Below are 19,182 nucleotides of genomic sequence, written 5' to 3' on the forward strand. Positions count from 1 at the left end.
AATCGGTTGATTTGGGTATTTTAAAATATTTTTTGTATTCAGACGGCCTCACATTGACATCAGGCCGTCTGAATATTGCATTGGGTCAGTTCTGAATCAAAATCAGCAGTTTTTCGTAGTCTTGCGCCAATTCGGGATCTTCTTCACGCAGTTTCGCCACCGCTTTAACACCGTGCATCACAGTCGTGTGGTCGCGGCCGCCAAAGGCATCGCCAATAGAAGGCAGACTGAGCGTGGTCAGCTCTTTGGTCAGGCTCATGGCAACTTGGCGCGGACGGGCGATGTTGCGCGTACGTTTTTTGCCTAATATATCGCTGATTTTAATACGGTAGTATTTGGCTGTCGCATCTATGATGATGTCGGCAGTAATGACTTTGTGTTTCTCGGCAATAATATCCTGCAAAGCCGTACGCGCCAAATCCATGTCGATGACAGGACGGTTCATAAAACGGCTGCTGGCGCTGACACGGTTGAACGCGCCTTCCAGCTCACGCACATTGGAGCGGATCAGATTGGCGATAAACAGAGCGGCTTCGTCTTCGATACTGATGCCGGCTGCTTCTGCCTTTTTCTGCAAAATCGCCACGCGCATTTCCAATTCGGGCGGTTCGAGTTCCAAAGTCAAGCCCCATGAGAAACGGGACTTGAGACGGTCGTCCATACCCTCGATTTTGGCAGGCAATACGTCGCACGTCAGGATCAGTTGTTTTTTCTCGTTGTGGAAATGGTTGTACAGATAGAAGAACTCTTCCATCGTACGGTCTTTGCCTTTGATGAACTGAATATCGTCGATAATCAGCAGGTCATATTGTTTGTATTGTTGCTTGAATACATCATAAGTGTTGTTGCGCACAGCCTTCATAAAGCTGCGGATATAGTCGTCCGAGTGCATATAGCGCACTTTGGCATCAGGACGGTTTTTCAGCAATTCGTTGCCGATGGCTTGCACCAAGTGGGTTTTACCCAAACCGGTACTACCGTATAAGAAAAACGGGTTGTAACCCTGCCCCGGATTTTCAGCAATCGCTTGGGCAGCTGCGGCGGCAAGGCGGTTGCCCTTACCTTCCACCAAAGTTTCAAATGTATAGTCGCGCGACAGATTGGTCTGTTCGTAGCGCGCTTCTTCCGCATCGTGTTGCGCGTCGGTTTTGGCTTTGGCAACTGCTTTAGATTCAGCCGGAGCAGCAGTTTGCACTTGAGGCTCATCATGCGGCAGGTTTTTTATGCGTTGCGCCAAAATCTCGGCAGCCGTCATGGCAGTGGCAGGCTTGGAAACCGTTTCAGACGGCCTATCTTCTTCCATTGGCGCAGCAGTTTGCAAAGGCATTTGAACAGGCTCTACACACTCTTCAACTTCAATGACTTCTTGCACTTGCACCGGCGCAACAGCCTGAGCCGCCATTTCATAATGCACACCTACGCCCGGCTTAAACGCGAAAGCAGCCTGCTGAGGCACCAATTCGGCACGCACGGCGTCAATTTTGGTGGCAAACTGGCTTTTGAGCATATTGCAGGCAAATTGGTTTTTACCATACACCACCCATGCGCCGTTTTCTTCACCCACGGTCAAAGGCGCAATCCATTGCGCAAACTGCCCGGCAGGCAACATTTCGTGAAGGCGGCAAAGGCACAGCGGCCAAAATTCAGCTAACGTCATGAGATTAAGCTCGGAAAATGGAAGATTTGGGAAATACAAGAAGGCAGAGCAGATAGGCAATCCGATAAAAATCAAATTTTTACGACACTCCCGCTGCTTTCAGACGGCCTTGCGCACAGAGAAAAGCAAGATTGGGCGATTATACCCATTCCGCTCTTTTTTATCCACAACCGCCGCAAAATTTTATCCACAAATTCTATCAATGCATAAAACCAGTTGTCACACTTTGGCCAACGAAAAGTTTTTATATTGATTGACAAAAGCAGCAAATTGGAGTGTAATTCACAGTTTAATTATCTACCAATTTTTAGGAAACATCATGAAACGCACTTATCAACCTTCCGTTACCAAACGTAAACGCACCCACGGCTTCTTGGTTCGCTCCAAAACCCGCGGTGGTCGCGCAGTATTGGCTGCCCGTCGCGCCAAAGGCCGCAAACGCCTGGCTGTATAATTTTGAATTACGGCTTCTCGAAGCAGTATCGCTTATTAAAAACGGATGATTTTTCATCCGTTTTTGCGTTGAAAAACCGACGCAGCCGCGATTTACTGCAAGTCTCCCAGTCCGCAGACAACGCGCTCGGCCATCCGCGCCTTGGTTTGGTCGTCAGCAAAAAGACCGCCAAACGCGCCCATGACCGCAATTATATGAAGCGCGTCATCCGCGACTGGTTCAGGCTGAATCAACACCAGCTGCCGCCGCATGATTTTGTTGTGCGCGTGCGTCAGGCGTTTAATCGGGAAACTGCTCCGGAAGCCCGAAGCCAACTTGCCCAGCTGATGAAAAAACGCCGATGAATACCCTGCTTTCCAAGCTCCTCCTTGCACTCATCCGCTTTTACCAATACTGCATCAGCCCCCTCATTCCGCCGCGCTGCCGCTATACCCCGACCTGTTCACAATACGCAGTCGAAGCCGTCAAAAAATACGGCGCATTCAAAGGCGGATGGCTGGCAATCAAACGCATCGCACGATGCCATCCTTTCGGCGGACACGGACATGACCCTGTTCCATAATGCTGCTGTCAACCATTTAAAGAACACGATTTTCTTTAATTTCCCGTCGGTTTCTATATAATGCCGTCTGAAGCAGTTTTCATCTCGATTACCTATCCGTCAATTCCAGGAATCTCTTATGGATTTTAAAAGACTAATGGCGTTTTTTGCCATTTCAGTGGCAATTTTTGCCGGCTGGGAACATTTTTTCCCCAGCCCCAAACCTAATCCGGCGCAACAAGCCGCGCAACAGCAAACGGCCACTGCTCCGGCAAAAGCCGCTGCCGAAGCCGCGCTTGCCCCGGCTTCTCCTATTACCGTTACCACAGACACAGTTAAAGCCGTCATCGATGAGAAAAGCGGCGACCTGCGTCAGCTGACCCTCTTGCAATACAAAGCAACCGGCGACGAACACAAACCTTTCGTCCTGTTTAACGACGGCAAGGAATACACCTACGTTGCCCAATCCGAGCTTTTGGACGCACAAGGCAACAACGTTCTGAAAGGCATCAGCTTTACCGCTCTGCAAAAACAATACAGTTTGGAAGGCGACAAAGTTGAAGTCCGCTTGAGCGCACCTGAAACCAACGGCCTGAAAATCAACAAAGTTTATACTTTCACCAAAGGCAGCTACTTGGTTAACGTCCGCTTTGACATTACCAACAGCAACGGCCAACCTGTCAACCTGAGCGCAGACTACCGCATCGTCCGCGACCACAGCGAACCCGAAGGCCAAGGCTACTTCACCCGCTCTTACGTCGGCCCGGTGGTTTATACCCCTGAAGGCGGCTTCCAAAAAGTCAGCTTCTCTGATTTGGACGACGATGCCAAATCCGGCAAATCCGAAGCCGAATACATCCGCAAAACGCCGACCGGCTGGCTCGGCATGATTGAACACCATTTCATGTCCACTTGGATTTTGCAGCCTAAAGACGGCCAAAGCGTTTGCACCGCAGGCGACTGCCGTATCGACATCAAACGCCGCAACGACAACTTGTACAGCGCAAGCGTCAGCGTGCCTTTAGCCGCCATCCAAGCCGGTACAAAAGCCGAAACCGCTATCAACCTGTATGCCGGTCCGCAAACCACTTCCGTTATCGCCAACATCGCCGACAAACTGCAACTGGCCAAAGACTATGGCAAAGTACACTGGTTCGCCTCCCCGCTCTTCTGGCTCTTGAACCAACTGCACAACATCATCGGCAACTGGGGCTGGGCAATCATCGTTTTGACCATCATCGTCAAAGCCGTACTGTATCCATTGACCAACGCCTCTTACCGCTCTATGGCAAAAATGCGTGCCGCCGCACCTAAATTGCAAGCCATCAAAGAGAAATACGGCGATGACCGCATGGCGCAGCAACAAGCCATGATGCAGCTTTACAAAGACGAGAAAATCAATCCGCTGGGCGGCTGTCTGCCTATGCTGTTGCAAATCCCCGTCTTCATCGGTCTGTACTGGGCATTGTTCGCCTCCGTAGAATTGCGCCAAGCGCCTTGGTTGGGTTGGATTACCGACTTGAGCCGTCCGGATCCTTTCTACATCCTGCCTTTTATTATGGCGGCAACCATGTTTGCACAGACTTATCTGAATCCGCCGTCAACCGACCCTATGCAGGCGAAAATGATGAAAGTCATGCCTTTGATTTTCTCCATCATGTTCTTCTTCTTCCCTGCCGGTTTGGTTCTGTACTGGGTAGTCAACAACCTCTTGACCATCGCCCAACAATGGCACATCAACCGCAGTATCGAAAAACAACGCGCCCAAGGCGAAGTCGTTTCTTGATGAAGGTTTAGGCAACACAAAGGCCGTCTGTTGTTCAGACGGCCTTTTTTTATTTCCCCAAACAAATACAGTTTGAGATTGAATCCAATCCAGTTTTAAGCAGCATGCAACACAAAAATCGTCGGGCGTTTTTTCAAATTCGGCATTTCTTTTCTTTTTCTCCACTGCGCAATCGTCTGACTGATGATTTCCTGTGTCGGCAAGGTCAAGTCCGTAGCCACGCACAAGCGCGTTTCAGGATGCAGGTTTTCCACCGCATCAGCCAACAACGCATCGTTACGATACGGCGTTTCGATAAACAGCTGCGTTTCATTCTGCTGGCGCGAACGTTGTTCCAAAGCCTTCAAACTCTGAATGCGCTCACTTTTTTCAGACGGCAGATAACCCTTAAATGCAAAGTTTTGCCCATTCGCACCCGAAGCCATCAGCGCCAGCAACAAGCTGGACGGGCCGACCAAAGGCCGTACTTCAAAACCGTGTTTATGCGCCAACGCCACCAAATTCGCTCCCGGATCGGCAACAGCCGGACAACCCGCCTCGCTGACAATACCCATACTGCGCCCTTCTTGCAAAGGTTTCAGCAATTCCGGCAAAATCTTCAAATCCGTGTGTTCATTCAGCGTTTGCAGATTCAGCTCGCGGATAGGCGTAGTCACGCCCAAATGTTTCAAATGCGCGCGCGCTGTTTTTTCCGCTTCCACGATAAAATCCGTCAGCCCGACAATCGCCTGTTGTTCATGCGGCAACAGGCATGGCGTATCAGGCGCACCCAAAGGGGTAGGAATCAAATACAAAATCGGTTTCATTCTTCCAACTCCAAAAAATCTCAGGCCGTCTGAACACATTCAGACGGCCTCAAACTATAAAACTTCCACACCTTCGTTTTTCAAAAAATCAATCAGACGGAAAATCGGAAGGCCGATCAAAGCATTCGGGTCCGTACTTTCAATACGCTCCAACAAAGCGGCGCCCAAACCCTCGCTCTTTGCCGCACCGGCACAATAAACCGCATCCGGCTCGCGTTCCAAATATCGGCTGATTTGTTCCTGCGACAACTGGCGCATGGCAACCACCGTATGATCGACATGATGCTGAACCTTGCCCGTAGCAGTATTCAAAAGCACGATTGCGCTGTAAAATTCAATCCGTTTTCCGCTTAAGTCCGCCAGCATCTGTTGTGCATTTGCGACGTTCATCGGCTTACCCAATTGACGTCCTTCGCACCATGCCACTTGGTCTGCGCCGATAATCAGCGCAGCAGGAAAAGTTGCCGCCAATGAACGGGCTTTGCCTTCAGCCAAACGCAACGCCGTCTCGCCTGCATGCTCGCCCGCAATAGGCGTTTCGTCAAAATCAGGCGATGCCGTCTGAAAATCGATACCCAAACGGCGAAGCTGTCCGCAGCGGAAAACCGAACTCGACCCTAAAACCAAAGGCAGTTTTACTTCCATATTTTTACTTAAAAACATTGACGTTAGACCGCCGAAATTATATCATACTCCGTTTATGTCATACCCTAATTTGATTGACCCAGAAGTTTTCGCCGCCGAAGGGCAGAATCTGCAAGGCAGTTTCCTGCTCGAAGAATTGGATGAACGAGTCAGTTCGCACGATTATCCGGCCGACAAACAGACACGCGTGTCGTTTACGCTGCAAGGCGGTCGTGACCGGCTGCACCGTCTGTTTCTCGATTTAAACGTCAAAGCCGACATGCCCCTGATTTGCCAGCGTTGCATTACGCCCATGCCGTTTCTACTCGATGAAACCAGCCGTATCGTCCTGTTTGCCGATGAAGAGAGTTTGGACGAAGCCATGCTTGCCGATGAAGAATTGGAAGGCATGCTGCTCGAAAAAGAGCTTGACGTGCGGACTCTGGTTGAAGACCAAATCCTGATGTCGCTCCCTTTCTCCCCTCGACACGAAGACTGCGGCAACAATGGAACACTGGATGAAGTCAATCGGGACAAACCAAACCCCTTCGCTGTTTTAGCAGGTTTGAAAAGCAGTTAATTAGGACACAGTTTATTTATCTAGGAGCTTGAAATGGCCGTTCAACAAAACAAAAAATCCCCTTCTAAACGCGGTATGCACCGTTCACACGACGCTCTGACTGCGCCTTCTCTGTCTGTTGACAGCGCAACCGGCGAAGTGCATCGTCCACACCACATTTCTCCAAACGGTATGTACCGTGGCCGTAAAGTGGTAAAAGCTAAAGGCGAATAATCCGTTCGTCTGACTGAAAAAGCCAGAATATTGCCATGCAATGACTGGCTTTTTTGCATTGCACCCTGTATTTTCCTCTTCGGAAGCACACCATGAAACGTAAAATCTGGTACACCTACGACGACATCCACCGCGTAATCAAAGGATTGGCGGAAAAAATCCAAAACTCCGGCACCAAATACGATGCCATGATTGCCATTGGCGGCGGCGGTTTTATCCCTGCCCGCATGTTGCGCTGCTTCTTGGAAATTCCGATTTACGCCGTCACCACAGCCTACTACGACAGCGATAACGAAGGTCAAGTTACCGAGGAAGTGAAAAAAGTCCAATGGCTTGATCCCGTTCCAGATGTCCTGAAAGGCAAAAATGTACTGGTCGTTGACGAAGTGGATGACAGCCGCGTTACCATGGAATTTTGCCTGACCGAATTGCTGAAAGAAGATTTCGGCACCATCGGCGTGGCAGTATTGCATGAAAAAATCAAAGCCAAAGTCGGCAGAATTCCCGAAGGCGTCCCTTATTTCAGCGGCATCACCGTTGAAGACTGGTGGATCAACTATCCTTGGGACGCGCTGGACATCGACGAACACAACAAATTGGCCGCGCAAAACCAATAAGTCTGGCACGACGTCGCAACAAGCCTTTTCATCTGATTTTCAATTCAATCTCCTGAAAATCAGATGAGTGTGCTTGTCCGATTGTCTGAGGCCGTCTGAAACACACAAACCGGAGAACAACATGATTACACTGGCCGTAGATGCCATGGGCGGAGATGCAGGCCTTGCGATTACCGTCCCCGGTGCAGTGGATTTCCTGAAACAGCAATCCGACGTACATCTGATTATGGTCGGAGATGAAGCAGCAGTCCGCCAAGCATTAAGCTTGGCAGGCGCGCCTATGGACCGCATTACCGTCTGCCATGCAGCGCAAGTCGTTGAAATGGATGAAGCGCCGCAATCCGCGCTGAAAAACAAAAAAGAATCATCCATGCGCATCGCTATCAACCAAGTCAAAGAAGGCAATGCGCAAGCCGCCGTATCGGCAGGCAATACCGGCGCACTGATGGCGACCGCCCGATTCGTCCTCAAAACCATTCCCGGCATTGAGCGTCCTGCCATCGCCAAATTCCTGCCATCCGACAGCGAACACGTTACTTTGGCTTTGGATTTGGGTGCCAACGTTGACTGTACGCCCGAACAACTGGTTCAATTTGCCATCATCGGCAGCGAGCTGGTACATGCGCTACACCCCGAAAAAGGCAGCCCGCGCGTCGCCCTTTTGAACGTCGGCACAGAAGACATCAAAGGTACGGATGCCGTCAAACAAACCTTTAAACTGTTGAGCAGCAGCAAACTCAACTTTATCGGCAATATCGAAAGCAACAGCGTTTTGTATGGCGAAGCCGATGTCATTGTCGCTGACGGGTTTGTCGGCAACGTTATGCTCAAAACCATCGAAGGCGCGGTTAAATTCATGAGCGGCGCCATCCGACGCGAATTCCAAAGCACCCTGTTCAACAAACTTGCCGCTATTGCCGCCCTGCCCGCACTCAAAGGTCTGAAAGGCAAATTGGATCCGCGCAAATTTAACGGCGCTATTCTGCTTGGTTTACGCGGTATTGTGATTAAGAGCCACGGCGGAACCGACGAAGTCGGCTTCCGTTATGCTTTGGAAGAAGCCTACCACGAAGCCAAATCTGCCGGCCTCGCTCAAATCGAACAAGGAGTAGCCACCCAGTTGGCTGCTTTGGAAGCCGCCAAAGCAGCAGCCGAACTGGAAGAAACCGCTACTCCAACAACGGAAGCTTAAGGCTGATATATACAGGCCGTCTGAAACTTCACAATGTTCAGACGGCCTGTTTTTATCTTTAATCACCGACTTCATTCTTAATATTGGGAATTTTCCCATTTTCGCTTACAATACCCGACTATCTGAATCAACTCTCTAAAAAGGCCGTTCTCATGCAATATGCCAAAATTTCCGGTACAGGCAGCTACCTTCCTGCCAACCGCGTCAGCAATGACGACCTTGCCAAAAAAGTGGACACTTCCGACGAGTGGATTACCACGCGTACAGGTATCAAATTTCGCCATATTGCAGACGACAGCGAAAAAACCAGCGACTTGGCCGCCGAGTCAGCGCGCCGCGCCTTGACAGATGCCGATTTGCAGGCTGACGATATCGATCTGATTATCGTCGCCACAGCCACTCCAGACATGCAGTTCCCCTCCACGGCGACCATCGTGCAGCAAAAATTAGGCATAACCAACGGCTGCCCTGCCTTTGACGTACAAGCCGTGTGCGCCGGTTTTATGTATGCCATGACCACTGCTAATGCCTACATCAAAAGCGGCATGGCGAAAAACGCTTTGGTTATCGGCGCAGAAACCTTCAGCCGCATCGTTGATTGGAACGACCGCACCACCTGCGTCCTCTTTGGTGACGGCGCAGGCGCGGTTGTCTTAAGCGCATCTGACGAACCGGGCATCATCCACGGCAAACTCAAAGCCGACGGCAACTACCTCAACCTTTTAAACGTCCCCGGACAAATCGCTAACGGCCAGGTTTGCGGCTCACCCTACATCAGTATGGACGGCCCCGGCGTATTCAAGTTTGCCGTCAAAATGCTGGCAAAAATTGCAGATGACGTTATCGAAGAAGCCGGTTACACCGCCGATCAAATCGATTGGATTGTGCCGCACCAAGCCAACAAGCGCATTATCGACTCTACCGCCAAACACTTGGGCTTGAGCATGGACAAAGTGATCTTGACCGTCCAAGACCACGGCAACACTTCCGCCGCCTCCATTCCACTGGCACTGGATGTCGGCATTAAAAACGGCCAAATCAAACGCGGACAAAACCTCTTGCTCGAAGGCATCGGCGGCGGTTTTGCCTGGGGTGCGGTTTTAGTGAAATACTAACGATTGGGCCGTCTGAACACCTCTTTCAGACGGCCTATTCTGCTCAAACCCATGAAATCCCTAACGTTTGCACTCTGCATCAGCAGCCTGTTTTTAAGCATAACGGCTGTAATATTGCCCAAACTGGCAATTGCCTATCTCGCGCTAAGTGCATACGTTTTCCTGCTTTACTACCAAGACAAACAGCGCGCACGCAAGCACGGCAGGCGCATACCCGAAGCAAAATTGCACCTGCTCAACCTGCTTGGTGGCTGGCCGGGCGGTTATTGCGGCAGCCTCATATTCCGGCATAAAACCAGCAAACCCGGATTTGTCCGCACCTTCCGGCTGACCACCGCAACCAATACTGTCGCCACCCTCCTTCTGCTGGCAGACACCCTCAAACATTCAAACCAATAAGGAATTACCATGTCTTTCGCATTCTTCTTCCCCGGACAAGGCTCACAAAGCCTAGGCATGATGAACGGCTTTGCCGAGCAAGCCATCGTTAAAGCCACATTTGACGAAGCTTCCGCCGTATTGGGTCAAGACCTGTGGGCAATGATTAACGGCGAAGATGCCGAATTAATCGGACAAACCGTCAACACCCAGCCCATCATGCTGGCCGCCGGTATTGCCACTTACCGCGCCTACTTGGAAGCCGGTGGTAAAATCCCTTCAGTCGTTGCAGGTCACAGTCTCGGCGAATACACCGCCCTCGTCGCTGCCGGCGCATTGAATTTCGCAGACGCGGTCAAACTGGTCCGTCTGCGCGCCGAGCTCATGCAATCTGCCGTACCGCAAGGCGTAGGCGCAATGGCCGCTATTTTGGGGTTGGAAGACGAACAAGTGAAAGCCATTTGTGCCGAAGCTGCACAAGGCGAAGTCGTTGAAGCCGTCAACTTCAACTCCCCAGGCCAAGTCGTTATCGCCGGCAATACCACCGCAGTCGAACGCGCCATGGCCGCCGCCAAAGAAGCCGGAGCCAAACGCGCCCTGCCGCTGCCCGTTTCCGTTCCTTCACATTGCAGCCTCATGAAGCCTGCAGCGGAAAAACTTGCCGAAGCACTGAAAGACATCACCATCAAACAACCGCAAATCCGCGTTATTCATAACGCCGATGTCGCTTCTTATGATGATGCCGACAAAATCAAAGATGCCTTGGTACGCCAACTGTACAGCCCGGTGCGCTGGACAGAAACCGTCAACGAACTTGTCTCCGAAGGCATCACCGAATCCGCCGAATGCGGCCCCGGCAAAGTCCTCGCAGGCCTCGCCAAACGCATCAACAAAGAAGCCGTATGCAGCGCATTGACCAATGCCGATCAAGTGGCTGCATTTATCGAAGCTCACTAAAACGTTTTCAGACGGCCTATCCTGTCAGGCAAGGCCGTCTGAAAAATCAGCCCACTCCAATCCGAATACATTATGAAAAAAACCATTATTCTTGCCGTTCCCTACATGTACGGACTGGATCAATGTATCGAAAAAAATCTGCGTTTTCTTGGTTTTGATGTCATTAATCTGTGCTATGACGACCGAGATTCCTATTACCCGAACTTGGGCAGCAGACTCAAAAACCTCTACCACAAACACATCACCAAAGACGGCAACTATAAAAAATACCTCAAATACAGCCGCCACCTCGACGACATTCAACAAAAATTGGCCTTGCTAAACGGCAAAAAAGCCGATTATGCGCTCTGTATCCGCGCCAATATTTACCCCAAAGAAATCATCGCCACCATCCGCGAACACAGCAATGTTTGCGTGAATTATCAATGGGATGGCGTAGGACGCTTCCCAGATATTATTGAATATTTGGATTATTTTGACCAATGCTGGGTTTTCGATCCCGACGATATTCAAAAATATCCACAATGCCGTTTCAAAGCCACCACTAATTTTTACTTTGACTTTCCCGTGGCTGAATATGCACCCACTAACAAACTCTACTTTTTAGGCGGCTACGAACTCCGACGCGAAGAGCAAACCAAACACTTTATCCAAGAAACCGAACGCCTCAACCTGCCCTTGGATTTTCATATCTACTGCAAAGACGACAGGGCTGAAAAAGCCTTCGGACACAACGGCATCCGCTATCTTAACCGCAGCAGCATACTCAGCTTTGAAGAAAACCTCAGCCAAGTGCAAAGTTGCGGCGCAGTCGTCGATTTTGCACAATTCGAACATTACGGCTTATCATTCCGTATCTTTGATGCGTTGCGTTTCGATAAAAAACTGATTACCACCAACAAACATATATTGGAGACCGACCTATACCACCCAGACCGTGTGTTCGTATGGGACGGCGGTAATTTAGACGCATTACCTGAATTTTTGGCACGCCCGTATCAGCAACCTGACCCTGAAATCAAAGCCTATTATTCATTTACACAATGGCTGAACCGCCTGCTCGGCATTGATTAACCCTATTGCCTATGGCAAATATACCTGCCTGACAAAATATTATATTGAATACATTATGAGTAAGAAAAAAGTCATTCTCGCCATGCCGGAACTCTTCAAAATCCACGAACTCATTATTGAGAACTTGGAAAAATGCGGATTTGAAGTGCTGTCTCTGACCTATGAAGAAAAAGAGTTCAAATACAAAAATGTATTTCAACGGCTGAAAAAAATCTGGTATCGAAATATTCTTGGACAAAAAGACTTCAAAAAACGGACCATGTTCCGCGCCGTAGAAGAACGCCTCAATACCCTGTTAAGCGAACATCCCGAACAAGCGGATTATTGCTTCATGATTTGGCTGGGCGCCTATCCGAAAGACTTCATCGCCAAGCTCAGAGCGCATTCAAAATTAATGGTGTATTACAACTGGGAAGCCCTGACCTTCTTAAAAGAAGACTTCGACAACATCGAATTTTTCGACAAATTTTACTTTTTCGATCCGTTTGACCAAGGCAAACACCCCGAATACACCGAAAAACTCTTTCCAACCACCAGCTTCTACTTTGACAGCTTCAGGCCGTCTGAAAACCCGCAAAACAAAATCTTGTTTATCGGCTCGTACGCTGCCGACCGCAACAACGACATCCGTGCATTTTGCGAAGCTGCGCGTTCAATCGGTTTAGAAATAGATTTCCGCTTGGCCAGTAAGAAAATCGAAGAAGAAAAAGCGGCTTTAGGCATTCCCGAAGTCGAGTTCTTCTCATTTGAAAACGCCCTCTCCTATCGTCAAAACTTAGAAGAAGCGGCCAAATCCTCCGTATTGGTAGATTTCCTCAACCGCAAGCACTACGGCCTCTCTTTGCGGATTTTCGAAGCGATCGGTTTGGACAAAAAACTGATTACGACCAATCCGACCATCGTACATTACGATTTTTATCACCCGAACAATATGTTCTACTGGAATGGAAGCAACCTTGACGAACTCAAAGCCTTCCTGACCTTGCCGTACGTACCGCTTGCCCCCGGCCTAAAACACAAATACAGCTTCAGCAACTGGATCAGCTGCGCATTTGATATTGAACCGAATATCCCTATCGGATTACCTGAAATCGATAGAGAAGTTGTGGAGAATTTAAATGTTTAACCGAGAAAAATTAGTATTAGAAACCGTTCATATCCGCAAACGAGAATTCATTGAACAACCGAAACATATTGTTTATGCAGCCGATCAAAACTATATCAAACACATCGGCACTGCGTTACTTTCTGTATTGCAAAACAATACCAGCTCAATACATTTTCATTTGTTAGTTAGTGGTTCAGAAGGTTATGATTTTAATATTTTCAATCAAATTGAAACATCAAATCAAAACTACGCAATAAGCGTTTACCATTTAAATACAGAATACTTTTCTACCCTGCAAACTACTCATTATTTTACTATCGCTATGTATTACCGTATGAGTATCCCTTGCTTATTAAAAGGTATTGCTCATACTGCACTTTATTTAGATACTGATGTACTGTGCTTGGGTAACATTGATGATTTATTTGAAATCGACATTTCAAATTCTTTGATTGCCGCCGTACCTGATGCAATCTTATACAGAGCATATATAAAACAACTCAATCAATTTGGTTTTACAGATACTGAGCCTTATTTCAACTCTGGGGTCATTCTATTCAATATTGACAAATGGAATGATATGGTAATAGATAAAATTTTGTCTGAAAAAATGCAAGCCGTAGAAAAACAGAATTTTAAACTCTCCTGTCCAGACCAAGATATTTTGAATTTAGCCTGTATAGGTCATGTACACTGGCTTTCAGAAAACTTTAACTGGATACATTGGCATCAAAAATACAGTGAATTAATCGACAATCCCAACAATATCCGCTTAGTCCATTTTGTTGGTCATATCAAACCGTGGCATCAATTAGGCTTCCACCCTACATATGATCAATATTTTAAGAATTCCCCATGGAATAACGGATATCTAGAACAACCTCTATCAACTTGGTTGCCCTTTCCAAATCCTAAAAGGAAATTTAGACAAGCAGCCAAACGGCTTTGGAAACAAGGACAAAAAAAGCAAGCATGGGCATACTACAAAGAATATTTATTACGCAGAATCAACAAACGACGGTATCAAGCACCCTCCCTAGGTAAATAAGGCCGTCTGAAACCATTTTTCCAATCGCAATTAAGGAATAAAACATGAGTACACAAGATTTAAGCGGCAAAATCGCTTTGGTAACCGGCGCATCGCGCGGTATTGGTGCGGCGATTGCCGATACTTTGGCTGCGGCCGGTGCAAAAGTTATCGGCACTGCCACCAGTGAGAGTGGCGCGGTTGCAATCGGCGAACGCTTGGCACAATGGGGCGGCGAAGGCCGTGCATTGAATTCTGCCGAACCTGAAACCATCGAAAACCTGATTGCCGACATCGAAAAAGAATTCGGCAAACTGGATATTCTGGTCAACAACGCCGGCATTACCCGCGACAACCTCCTGATGCGCATGAAAGAGGAAGAGTGGGACGACATCATGCAGGTTAACCTCAAATCTGTGTTCCGCGCCTCCAAAGCCGTATTGCGCGGCATGATGAAACAGCGTGCCGGCCGCATCATCAACATCACTTCTGTTGTCGGCGTGATGGGCAATGCCGGTCAAACCAACTATGCGGCGGCAAAAGCGGGCTTGATCGGTTTTTCCAAATCCATGGCGCGCGAAGTCGGCAGCCGCGGCATTACCGTCAACTGCGTCGCCCCCGGCTTTATCAACACCGATATGACCCGCGCTCTGCCGGAAGAAACCCGCAAAACCTTTGAAGCGCAAACTTCTTTGGGCAAATTCGGTGAAGCACAAGATATTGCCGATGCAGTCTTGTTCTTGGCATCTGATCAGGCAAAATACATTACCGGTCAGACACTTCATGTCAACGGCGGCATGTTGATGCCTTAAACCGTTTGTTTATTTAAAGGCCGTCTGAATATTTCAGACGGCCCTTTTTGTCAACCAAAACACTACTTTACATTCTATCTTGATATAATCTTAATAATCCGTTAGATAACGCTCGAAACAGTAAGTCCAAATAAGCATGATACGGGAAATCAAATCGCAGAAATGAAGTTCGTTCTGTGCGTTTTTATTTGGGTTTGCTGTCGGTTTTCGACGTGTTTCAGACGGCCTATATAACAATAGCTACTTTTAACGAAAGGCCGCCCACTCTATGCACGAATTCTCCCTCGGTCCCATTGTCATTGTCCTGTTGGTTTCCGTCATTACGGTTATCTGCTGTCGCAAGTTCAACATTCCTTCCATGCTCGGTTATCTTTTGGTCGGTTTTATTGCCGGTCCGGGTATGTTCAAACTGATTCCGCAAAGCCACGCTACCGACTATTTGGGCGAAATCGGCATTGTGTTCTTGATGTTCAGCATCGGTCTCGAATTCTCCCTGCCCAAACTCAAAGCCATGCGCCGCCTCGTATTCGGCTTGGGCGGTTTGCAAGTTATCATTACCATGCTCTCGATTATGGGCATTTTGATGGCAATGGGCACGCCGTTTAACTGGGCGTTTGCCACTGCGGGCGCACTGACCATGTCGTCCACCGCCATTGTCAGCCGCATTCTGTCGGAGAAAACCGAGCTGGGTCAGCCGCATGGTCAAATGGCTATGGGTGTTTTGCTGATGCAAGATATTGCCGTGGTACCGCTGATGATTCTGATTCCGGCACTTGCTGGCGGCAGCGAAGGAAACTTGTGGGTAGAGCTGGGCTTGGCTGGTTTGAAAATGTTGCTGACCTTGGGCATTTTGTTCGTTGTCGGCAGCCGCGTGATGTCGCGCTGGTTCAGACTGGTTGCCAAACGCAAATCGTCCGAACTCTTCATGATCAACGTTTTGCTGGTTACTTTGGGTGTGGCCTATCTGACAGAGCTTGAAGGCCTGTCTATGGCATTGGGCGCATTCGTCGCCGGTATGCTGCTTTCCGAAACCGAATACCGTATTCAGGTGGAAGACGACATCCGTCCATTTCGCGACATCCTGCTGGGCTTCTTCTTCATTACCGTCGGTATGAAGCTCGATATTCAGGCGCTGATCGGCAACTGGCAGCAAATCCTGATTTTATTGGCAATCCTGTTGGTCTTGAAAGCACTGGTCGTCTTCATCATCGCTTTACGCATGAAAAACCCTGTGGGCGACAGCCTCAAGAGTGCGCTTTATTTGGCACAAGGCGGCGAGTTCGGCTTCGTGATGCTGGCCATTTCCAGCAAAATCAATATGGTTTCGCCCGAATTGGAACAAGCGGCCACTGCAGCCGTCTTGCTCTCCATGATTGCTGCACCATTTATCTTGGGCAGCAGCGATGCCATCGTCAGCCGCTTCGTCAAATCCGACTGGGACATGAAAGCCTTGGACTTACATTCCATGTTGGTGGAAACCATGAGCAAATCCGAACACGTCCTGATTATCGGTTTTGGGCGCGGCGGTCAATCGGTTGCCCGTGTATTGGCGCAAGAGGGTATCCCCTACTTTGCCCTTGACTTGGACATTGCCCGCGTACAAGTGGCACGCAACGCAGGCGAACCGGTTTCCTTTGGCGATGCCAAACGCCGTGAAGTCTTGGAAGCCGCTGGCTTAGGACGCGCCAAAATGGTGGTCATCACGCTGAACAATATGCACGAGACCCAACATGTTCTCGGCAACATCATGTCCATGCATCCGAGCATGCCGGTTTATGTTCGAGCCACCAATGACGATTACGTCAAAACCTTTACCGAAATGGGTGCGGAAGAAACCGTCTCCGATACCAAAGAAACTAGCCTGGTGCTGGCAAGCTATGCCATGTTGGGTCACGGTCTCTCTTACAACCATGTTTATCAAACCATAACCCACATCCGTCACAGCCGCTATGCATCGTTGCAAGACTTGTTTGTCGGCAGTGATGATGACAGTTTCTCCGACGAAGACAGCAAGGCCGTCTGCCGCCACGCCTTCCCATTGCAAGGCGAGGCACACGCCATCGGTAAAACCATCCGTGAATTGCCATTGGCAGCGCATTATCTGAAACTATTGTTTATCCGCCGCAATACCGGAAAAATCCAAGACCTTGACCCTGATTTTGTTCTGGAAACCGGCGACATTTTGGTTGTCGCAGGCAAGCAGGAAGAAATTATTTCCTTTGAAAACTGGTGCTTGCAAGGAGATATCTAATTATCGGCAAATAAATCTTGCGCGCATCAGGATTTTTTGGTTTAATAGCGTCTTCGCAATTTTGCGCATGGGTGATTAGCTCAGTTGGTAGAGCGTCTGCCTTACAAGCAGAATGTCGGCGGTTCGACTCCGTCATCACCCACCAAGTTTCTTTTTCATTGTCTTTGACAGTGGATGCGCGGTGGTAGCTCAGTTGGTTAGAGTACCGGCCTGTCACGCCGGGGGTCGCGGGTTCGAGCCCCGTCCGCCGCGCCATTATTTAAAAATACTGACTCTTCAGTATCTCCCTTTTTCGGGTGATTAGCTCAGTTGGTAGAGCGTCTGCCTTACAAGCAGAATGTCGGCGGTTCGACTCCGTCATCACCCACCACTTTCCTTTTCATTGTCCCTGACAATGGATGCGCGGTGGTAGCTCAGTTGGTTAGAGTACCGGCCTGTCACGCCGGGGGTCGCGGGTTCGAGCCCCGTCCGCCGCGCCATCAAGTTAAAAATAAAAAATACCGGTTTTTACCGGTATTTTTTTCGTCTATACCTTATGCCTTTTCATAAAAAATCCAGCTATTTTAAGATAATATAAAATAGGACAACACAATAAGTCTGAAAAAATATGGTTTGAATCCTGCAAGACCATCTATTTCAAGCTGATTCACACCAAACGCTTATTCATCGAATCCCTAAATCATCTTTCAAAATAGACATAAATACTTGCCTCCCCTTCTTACACAAAGGCCGAGACCTTTGCAAAATTCCTTTCCTCCCCGACAGCCGAAATCCAAACAAAGGTTTTCGGCTGTTTTTGTTTCAAAGATCCACTGATTCTACTCAAATATCCCCTTAATCCTCCTTGGATACCTGATAATCAGGCATCCGGCCGCCTTTTAGGCGGCAACAGGCGCACTTAGCCTGTTGGCGGCTTTCAAAAGGTTCAAACACATCGCCTTCAGATGGCTTTGCGCACTCACTTTAATCAGTCCGAAATAGGCTGCCCGCGCATAGCGGAATTTACGGTGTAACGTACCGAAGCTTTGTTCGACCACATAACGGGTCTTCGACAAATATCGGTTGCGTTTGGTTTGCGCTTCCGACAGCGGATGTTTGCGGTGTGCTTTGCGCATAATACCGTCTAACAACTGATGCTCTTCCAGATGTTGCCGGTTTTCTTCACTGTCATAGCCTTTGTCAGCATAGACGGTCGTACCTTTGGGTAACCCTTCCAACAAAGGCGACAGGTGTTTGCACTCATGGGCATTGGCGGGGGTAATGTGTAGTTTCTCGATATAACCTTCCTCATCGGTACGGGTATGTTGTTTGTACCCGAGTTTGTAGAGGCCGTTTTTCTTTATCCAACGGGCATCGCTGTCTTTACTCGGTGTGGTTTGGCCGCTGACTTGTCCTTCTTCATCGACTTCTATGGCCTGACGTTGTTTGCTGCCGGCGGTCTGAATAATGGTGGCGTCAATGACGGCGGCGGATGCTTTCTCTACTTTTAGGCCTTTTTCGGTCAGTTGGCGGTTAATCAGTTCCAGCAATTCGGACAGGGTGTCGTCTTGCGCCGCCGGTTGCGGTAGCGGCATAAGGTGCTGTAATCGGGGATGCTCAGTTCGTCGAAACGGCAAAACAGGTTGAAATCGATGCGGGTGATGAGGCTGTGTTCGAGTTCGGGATCGGAGAGGCTGTGCCATTGTCCGAGCAGGACGGCTTTGAACATGGACAATAGGGGATAGGCGGGACGGCCGCGGTGGTCTCTAAGGTAACGGGTTCTTTAACGGTTCAGGTACTGTTCGATCGGTTGCCAATCAATCACTTGATCCAACTTCAATAGTGGGAAGCGGTCGATGTGTTTGGCAATCATGGCTTGGGCGGTTTGCTGGAAGAAGGTGCTCATGAGAAATCCCCTAAATGTCTTGGTGGGAATTTAGGGGATTTTGGGGAATTTTGCAAAGGTCTCAGGCCGTCTGAAAACGTCAATACAGTTTCAGACGGCCTTTTT

General features: G+C 49.0%; 19 protein-coding genes, 4 tRNA genes and 1 pseudogene. 20 read left to right on the forward strand and 4 right to left on the reverse strand.

Going from position 1 to position 19,182, the window contains the following annotated elements; all coding sequences use genetic code 11:
* Window positions 1-85: 85 nt before the first annotated feature.
* The gene (dnaA, locus tag LPB400_RS10445) at window positions 86-1,657 is read right to left on the reverse strand and encodes a chromosomal replication initiator protein DnaA (RefSeq protein WP_107769141.1); all 1,572 of its coding nucleotides are present in this window, start codon (window positions 1,655-1,657) and stop codon (window positions 86-88) included.
* 319 nt (window positions 1,658-1,976) lie between these two features.
* Here dnaA and rpmH point away from each other — a divergent pair, with 319 nt between their 5' ends.
* From rpmH to yidC, 4 genes are all read left to right on the forward strand, one after another.
* Window positions 1,977-2,111 (forward strand): 50S ribosomal protein L34, encoded by a 135-nt coding sequence (rpmH, locus tag LPB400_RS10450; RefSeq protein WP_002214728.1) that lies wholly within the window; start codon window positions 1,977-1,979, stop codon window positions 2,109-2,111.
* A gap of 2 nt (window positions 2,112-2,113) precedes the next feature.
* Complete coding sequence (rnpA, locus tag LPB400_RS10455) at window positions 2,114-2,455, forward strand: ribonuclease P protein component (protein WP_070460400.1); 342 nt, start codon at window positions 2,114-2,116, stop codon at window positions 2,453-2,455.
* Window positions 2,452-2,673, forward strand: a complete 222-nt coding sequence (yidD, locus tag LPB400_RS10460; RefSeq protein ID WP_003682178.1) for a membrane protein insertion efficiency factor YidD — start codon at window positions 2,452-2,454, stop codon at window positions 2,671-2,673. The genes rnpA and yidD overlap by 4 nt, the downstream gene beginning before the upstream one ends.
* 118 nt (window positions 2,674-2,791) lie before the next feature.
* Window positions 2,792-4,438, forward strand: a complete 1,647-nt coding sequence (gene yidC / locus LPB400_RS10465; RefSeq protein ID WP_107769140.1) for a membrane protein insertase YidC — start codon at window positions 2,792-2,794, stop codon at window positions 4,436-4,438.
* 95 nt (window positions 4,439-4,533) lie between these two features.
* Here yidC and LPB400_RS10470 read toward each other — a convergent pair whose 3' ends face one another.
* Both LPB400_RS10470 and LPB400_RS10475 read right to left on the reverse strand, forming a co-directional pair.
* Window positions 4,534-5,244, reverse strand: coding sequence for an SAM-dependent methyltransferase (locus LPB400_RS10470; RefSeq protein WP_107769139.1), 711 nt, complete (start codon window positions 5,242-5,244; stop codon window positions 4,534-4,536).
* Window positions 5,245-5,298: 54 nt separating this feature from the next.
* Window positions 5,299-5,889 (reverse strand): Maf family protein, encoded by a 591-nt coding sequence (locus LPB400_RS10475; RefSeq protein WP_070460632.1) that lies wholly within the window; start codon window positions 5,887-5,889, stop codon window positions 5,299-5,301.
* A gap of 55 nt (window positions 5,890-5,944) precedes the next feature.
* Here LPB400_RS10475 and LPB400_RS10480 point away from each other — a divergent pair, with 55 nt between their 5' ends.
* The 16 genes from LPB400_RS10480 (at window position 5,945) to LPB400_RS10555 (ending at window position 17,671) form a co-directional block, all read left to right on the forward strand.
* A complete protein-coding gene (locus tag LPB400_RS10480) occupies window positions 5,945-6,448 on the forward strand; it encodes a YceD family protein (protein ID WP_070713613.1) in 504 nt (167 codons plus the stop codon).
* 33 nt (window positions 6,449-6,481) lie between these two features.
* A complete protein-coding gene (gene rpmF / locus LPB400_RS10485; protein ID WP_002240035.1) occupies window positions 6,482-6,661 on the forward strand; it encodes a 50S ribosomal protein L32 in 180 nt (59 codons plus the stop codon).
* A 92-nt stretch (window positions 6,662-6,753) separates the two neighbouring features.
* Window positions 6,754-7,278, forward strand: coding sequence for a phosphoribosyltransferase (locus LPB400_RS10490; protein ID WP_150537211.1), 525 nt, complete (start codon window positions 6,754-6,756; stop codon window positions 7,276-7,278).
* A gap of 121 nt (window positions 7,279-7,399) precedes the next feature.
* Window positions 7,400-8,470: a phosphate acyltransferase PlsX gene (gene plsX / locus LPB400_RS10495; RefSeq protein ID WP_219088938.1), complete on the forward strand. Its 1,071-nt coding sequence runs from the start codon at window positions 7,400-7,402 to the stop codon at window positions 8,468-8,470.
* 152 nt (window positions 8,471-8,622) lie between these two features.
* On the forward strand, window positions 8,623-9,585 hold the full coding sequence (locus LPB400_RS10500) for a beta-ketoacyl-ACP synthase III (RefSeq protein ID WP_219088940.1): 963 nt from the start codon (window positions 8,623-8,625) through the stop codon (window positions 9,583-9,585).
* A gap of 51 nt (window positions 9,586-9,636) precedes the next feature.
* Entirely contained in the window at window positions 9,637-9,984 is a 348-nt protein-coding gene (locus tag LPB400_RS10505) for a DUF1294 domain-containing protein (protein ID WP_070460417.1), read from the forward strand.
* Window positions 9,985-9,993: 9 nt separating this feature from the next.
* A complete protein-coding gene (gene fabD, locus LPB400_RS10510) occupies window positions 9,994-10,920 on the forward strand; it encodes an ACP S-malonyltransferase (protein WP_219088942.1) in 927 nt (308 codons plus the stop codon).
* A 72-nt stretch (window positions 10,921-10,992) separates the two neighbouring features.
* A complete protein-coding gene (locus LPB400_RS10515) occupies window positions 10,993-11,994 on the forward strand; it encodes a hypothetical protein (RefSeq protein WP_219088944.1) in 1,002 nt (333 codons plus the stop codon).
* Between the two features lie 55 nt (window positions 11,995-12,049).
* Entirely contained in the window at window positions 12,050-13,120 is a 1,071-nt protein-coding gene (locus LPB400_RS10520; RefSeq protein WP_070584842.1) for a hypothetical protein, read from the forward strand.
* The gene (locus LPB400_RS10525; RefSeq protein ID WP_219088946.1) at window positions 13,113-14,150 is read left to right on the forward strand and encodes a glycosyltransferase family 8 protein; all 1,038 of its coding nucleotides are present in this window, start codon (window positions 13,113-13,115) and stop codon (window positions 14,148-14,150) included. Before LPB400_RS10520 ends, LPB400_RS10525 begins: the two co-directional genes overlap by 8 nt.
* Window positions 14,151-14,194: 44 nt before the next feature.
* Entirely contained in the window at window positions 14,195-14,941 is a 747-nt protein-coding gene (gene fabG / locus LPB400_RS10530; RefSeq protein WP_219088948.1) for a 3-oxoacyl-ACP reductase FabG, read from the forward strand.
* A 268-nt stretch (window positions 14,942-15,209) separates the two neighbouring features.
* Window positions 15,210-17,192: a monovalent cation:proton antiporter family protein gene (locus tag LPB400_RS10535; RefSeq protein ID WP_219088951.1), complete on the forward strand. Its 1,983-nt coding sequence runs from the start codon at window positions 15,210-15,212 to the stop codon at window positions 17,190-17,192.
* Window positions 17,193-17,261: 69 nt separating this feature from the next.
* Window positions 17,262-17,337 (forward strand) — tRNA-Val (locus LPB400_RS10540).
* A gap of 33 nt (window positions 17,338-17,370) precedes the next feature.
* Window positions 17,371-17,447, forward strand: a tRNA-Asp gene (locus LPB400_RS10545).
* Between the two features lie 39 nt (window positions 17,448-17,486).
* Window positions 17,487-17,562, forward strand: a tRNA-Val gene (locus LPB400_RS10550).
* 32 nt (window positions 17,563-17,594) lie between these two features.
* Window positions 17,595-17,671, forward strand: a tRNA-Asp gene (locus tag LPB400_RS10555).
* A gap of 399 nt (window positions 17,672-18,070) precedes the next feature.
* On the opposite strand, the pseudogene LPB400_RS10560 reads toward LPB400_RS10555, so the two are convergent.
* Window positions 18,071-19,077: pseudogene (locus tag LPB400_RS10560) on the reverse strand (IS5 family transposase).
* Window positions 19,078-19,182: the final 105 nt, after the last annotated feature.

The sequence above is a fragment of the Neisseria perflava genome, from assembly GCF_019334725.1.
Taxonomy (GTDB): domain Bacteria; phylum Pseudomonadota; class Gammaproteobacteria; order Burkholderiales; family Neisseriaceae; genus Neisseria; species Neisseria subflava_A.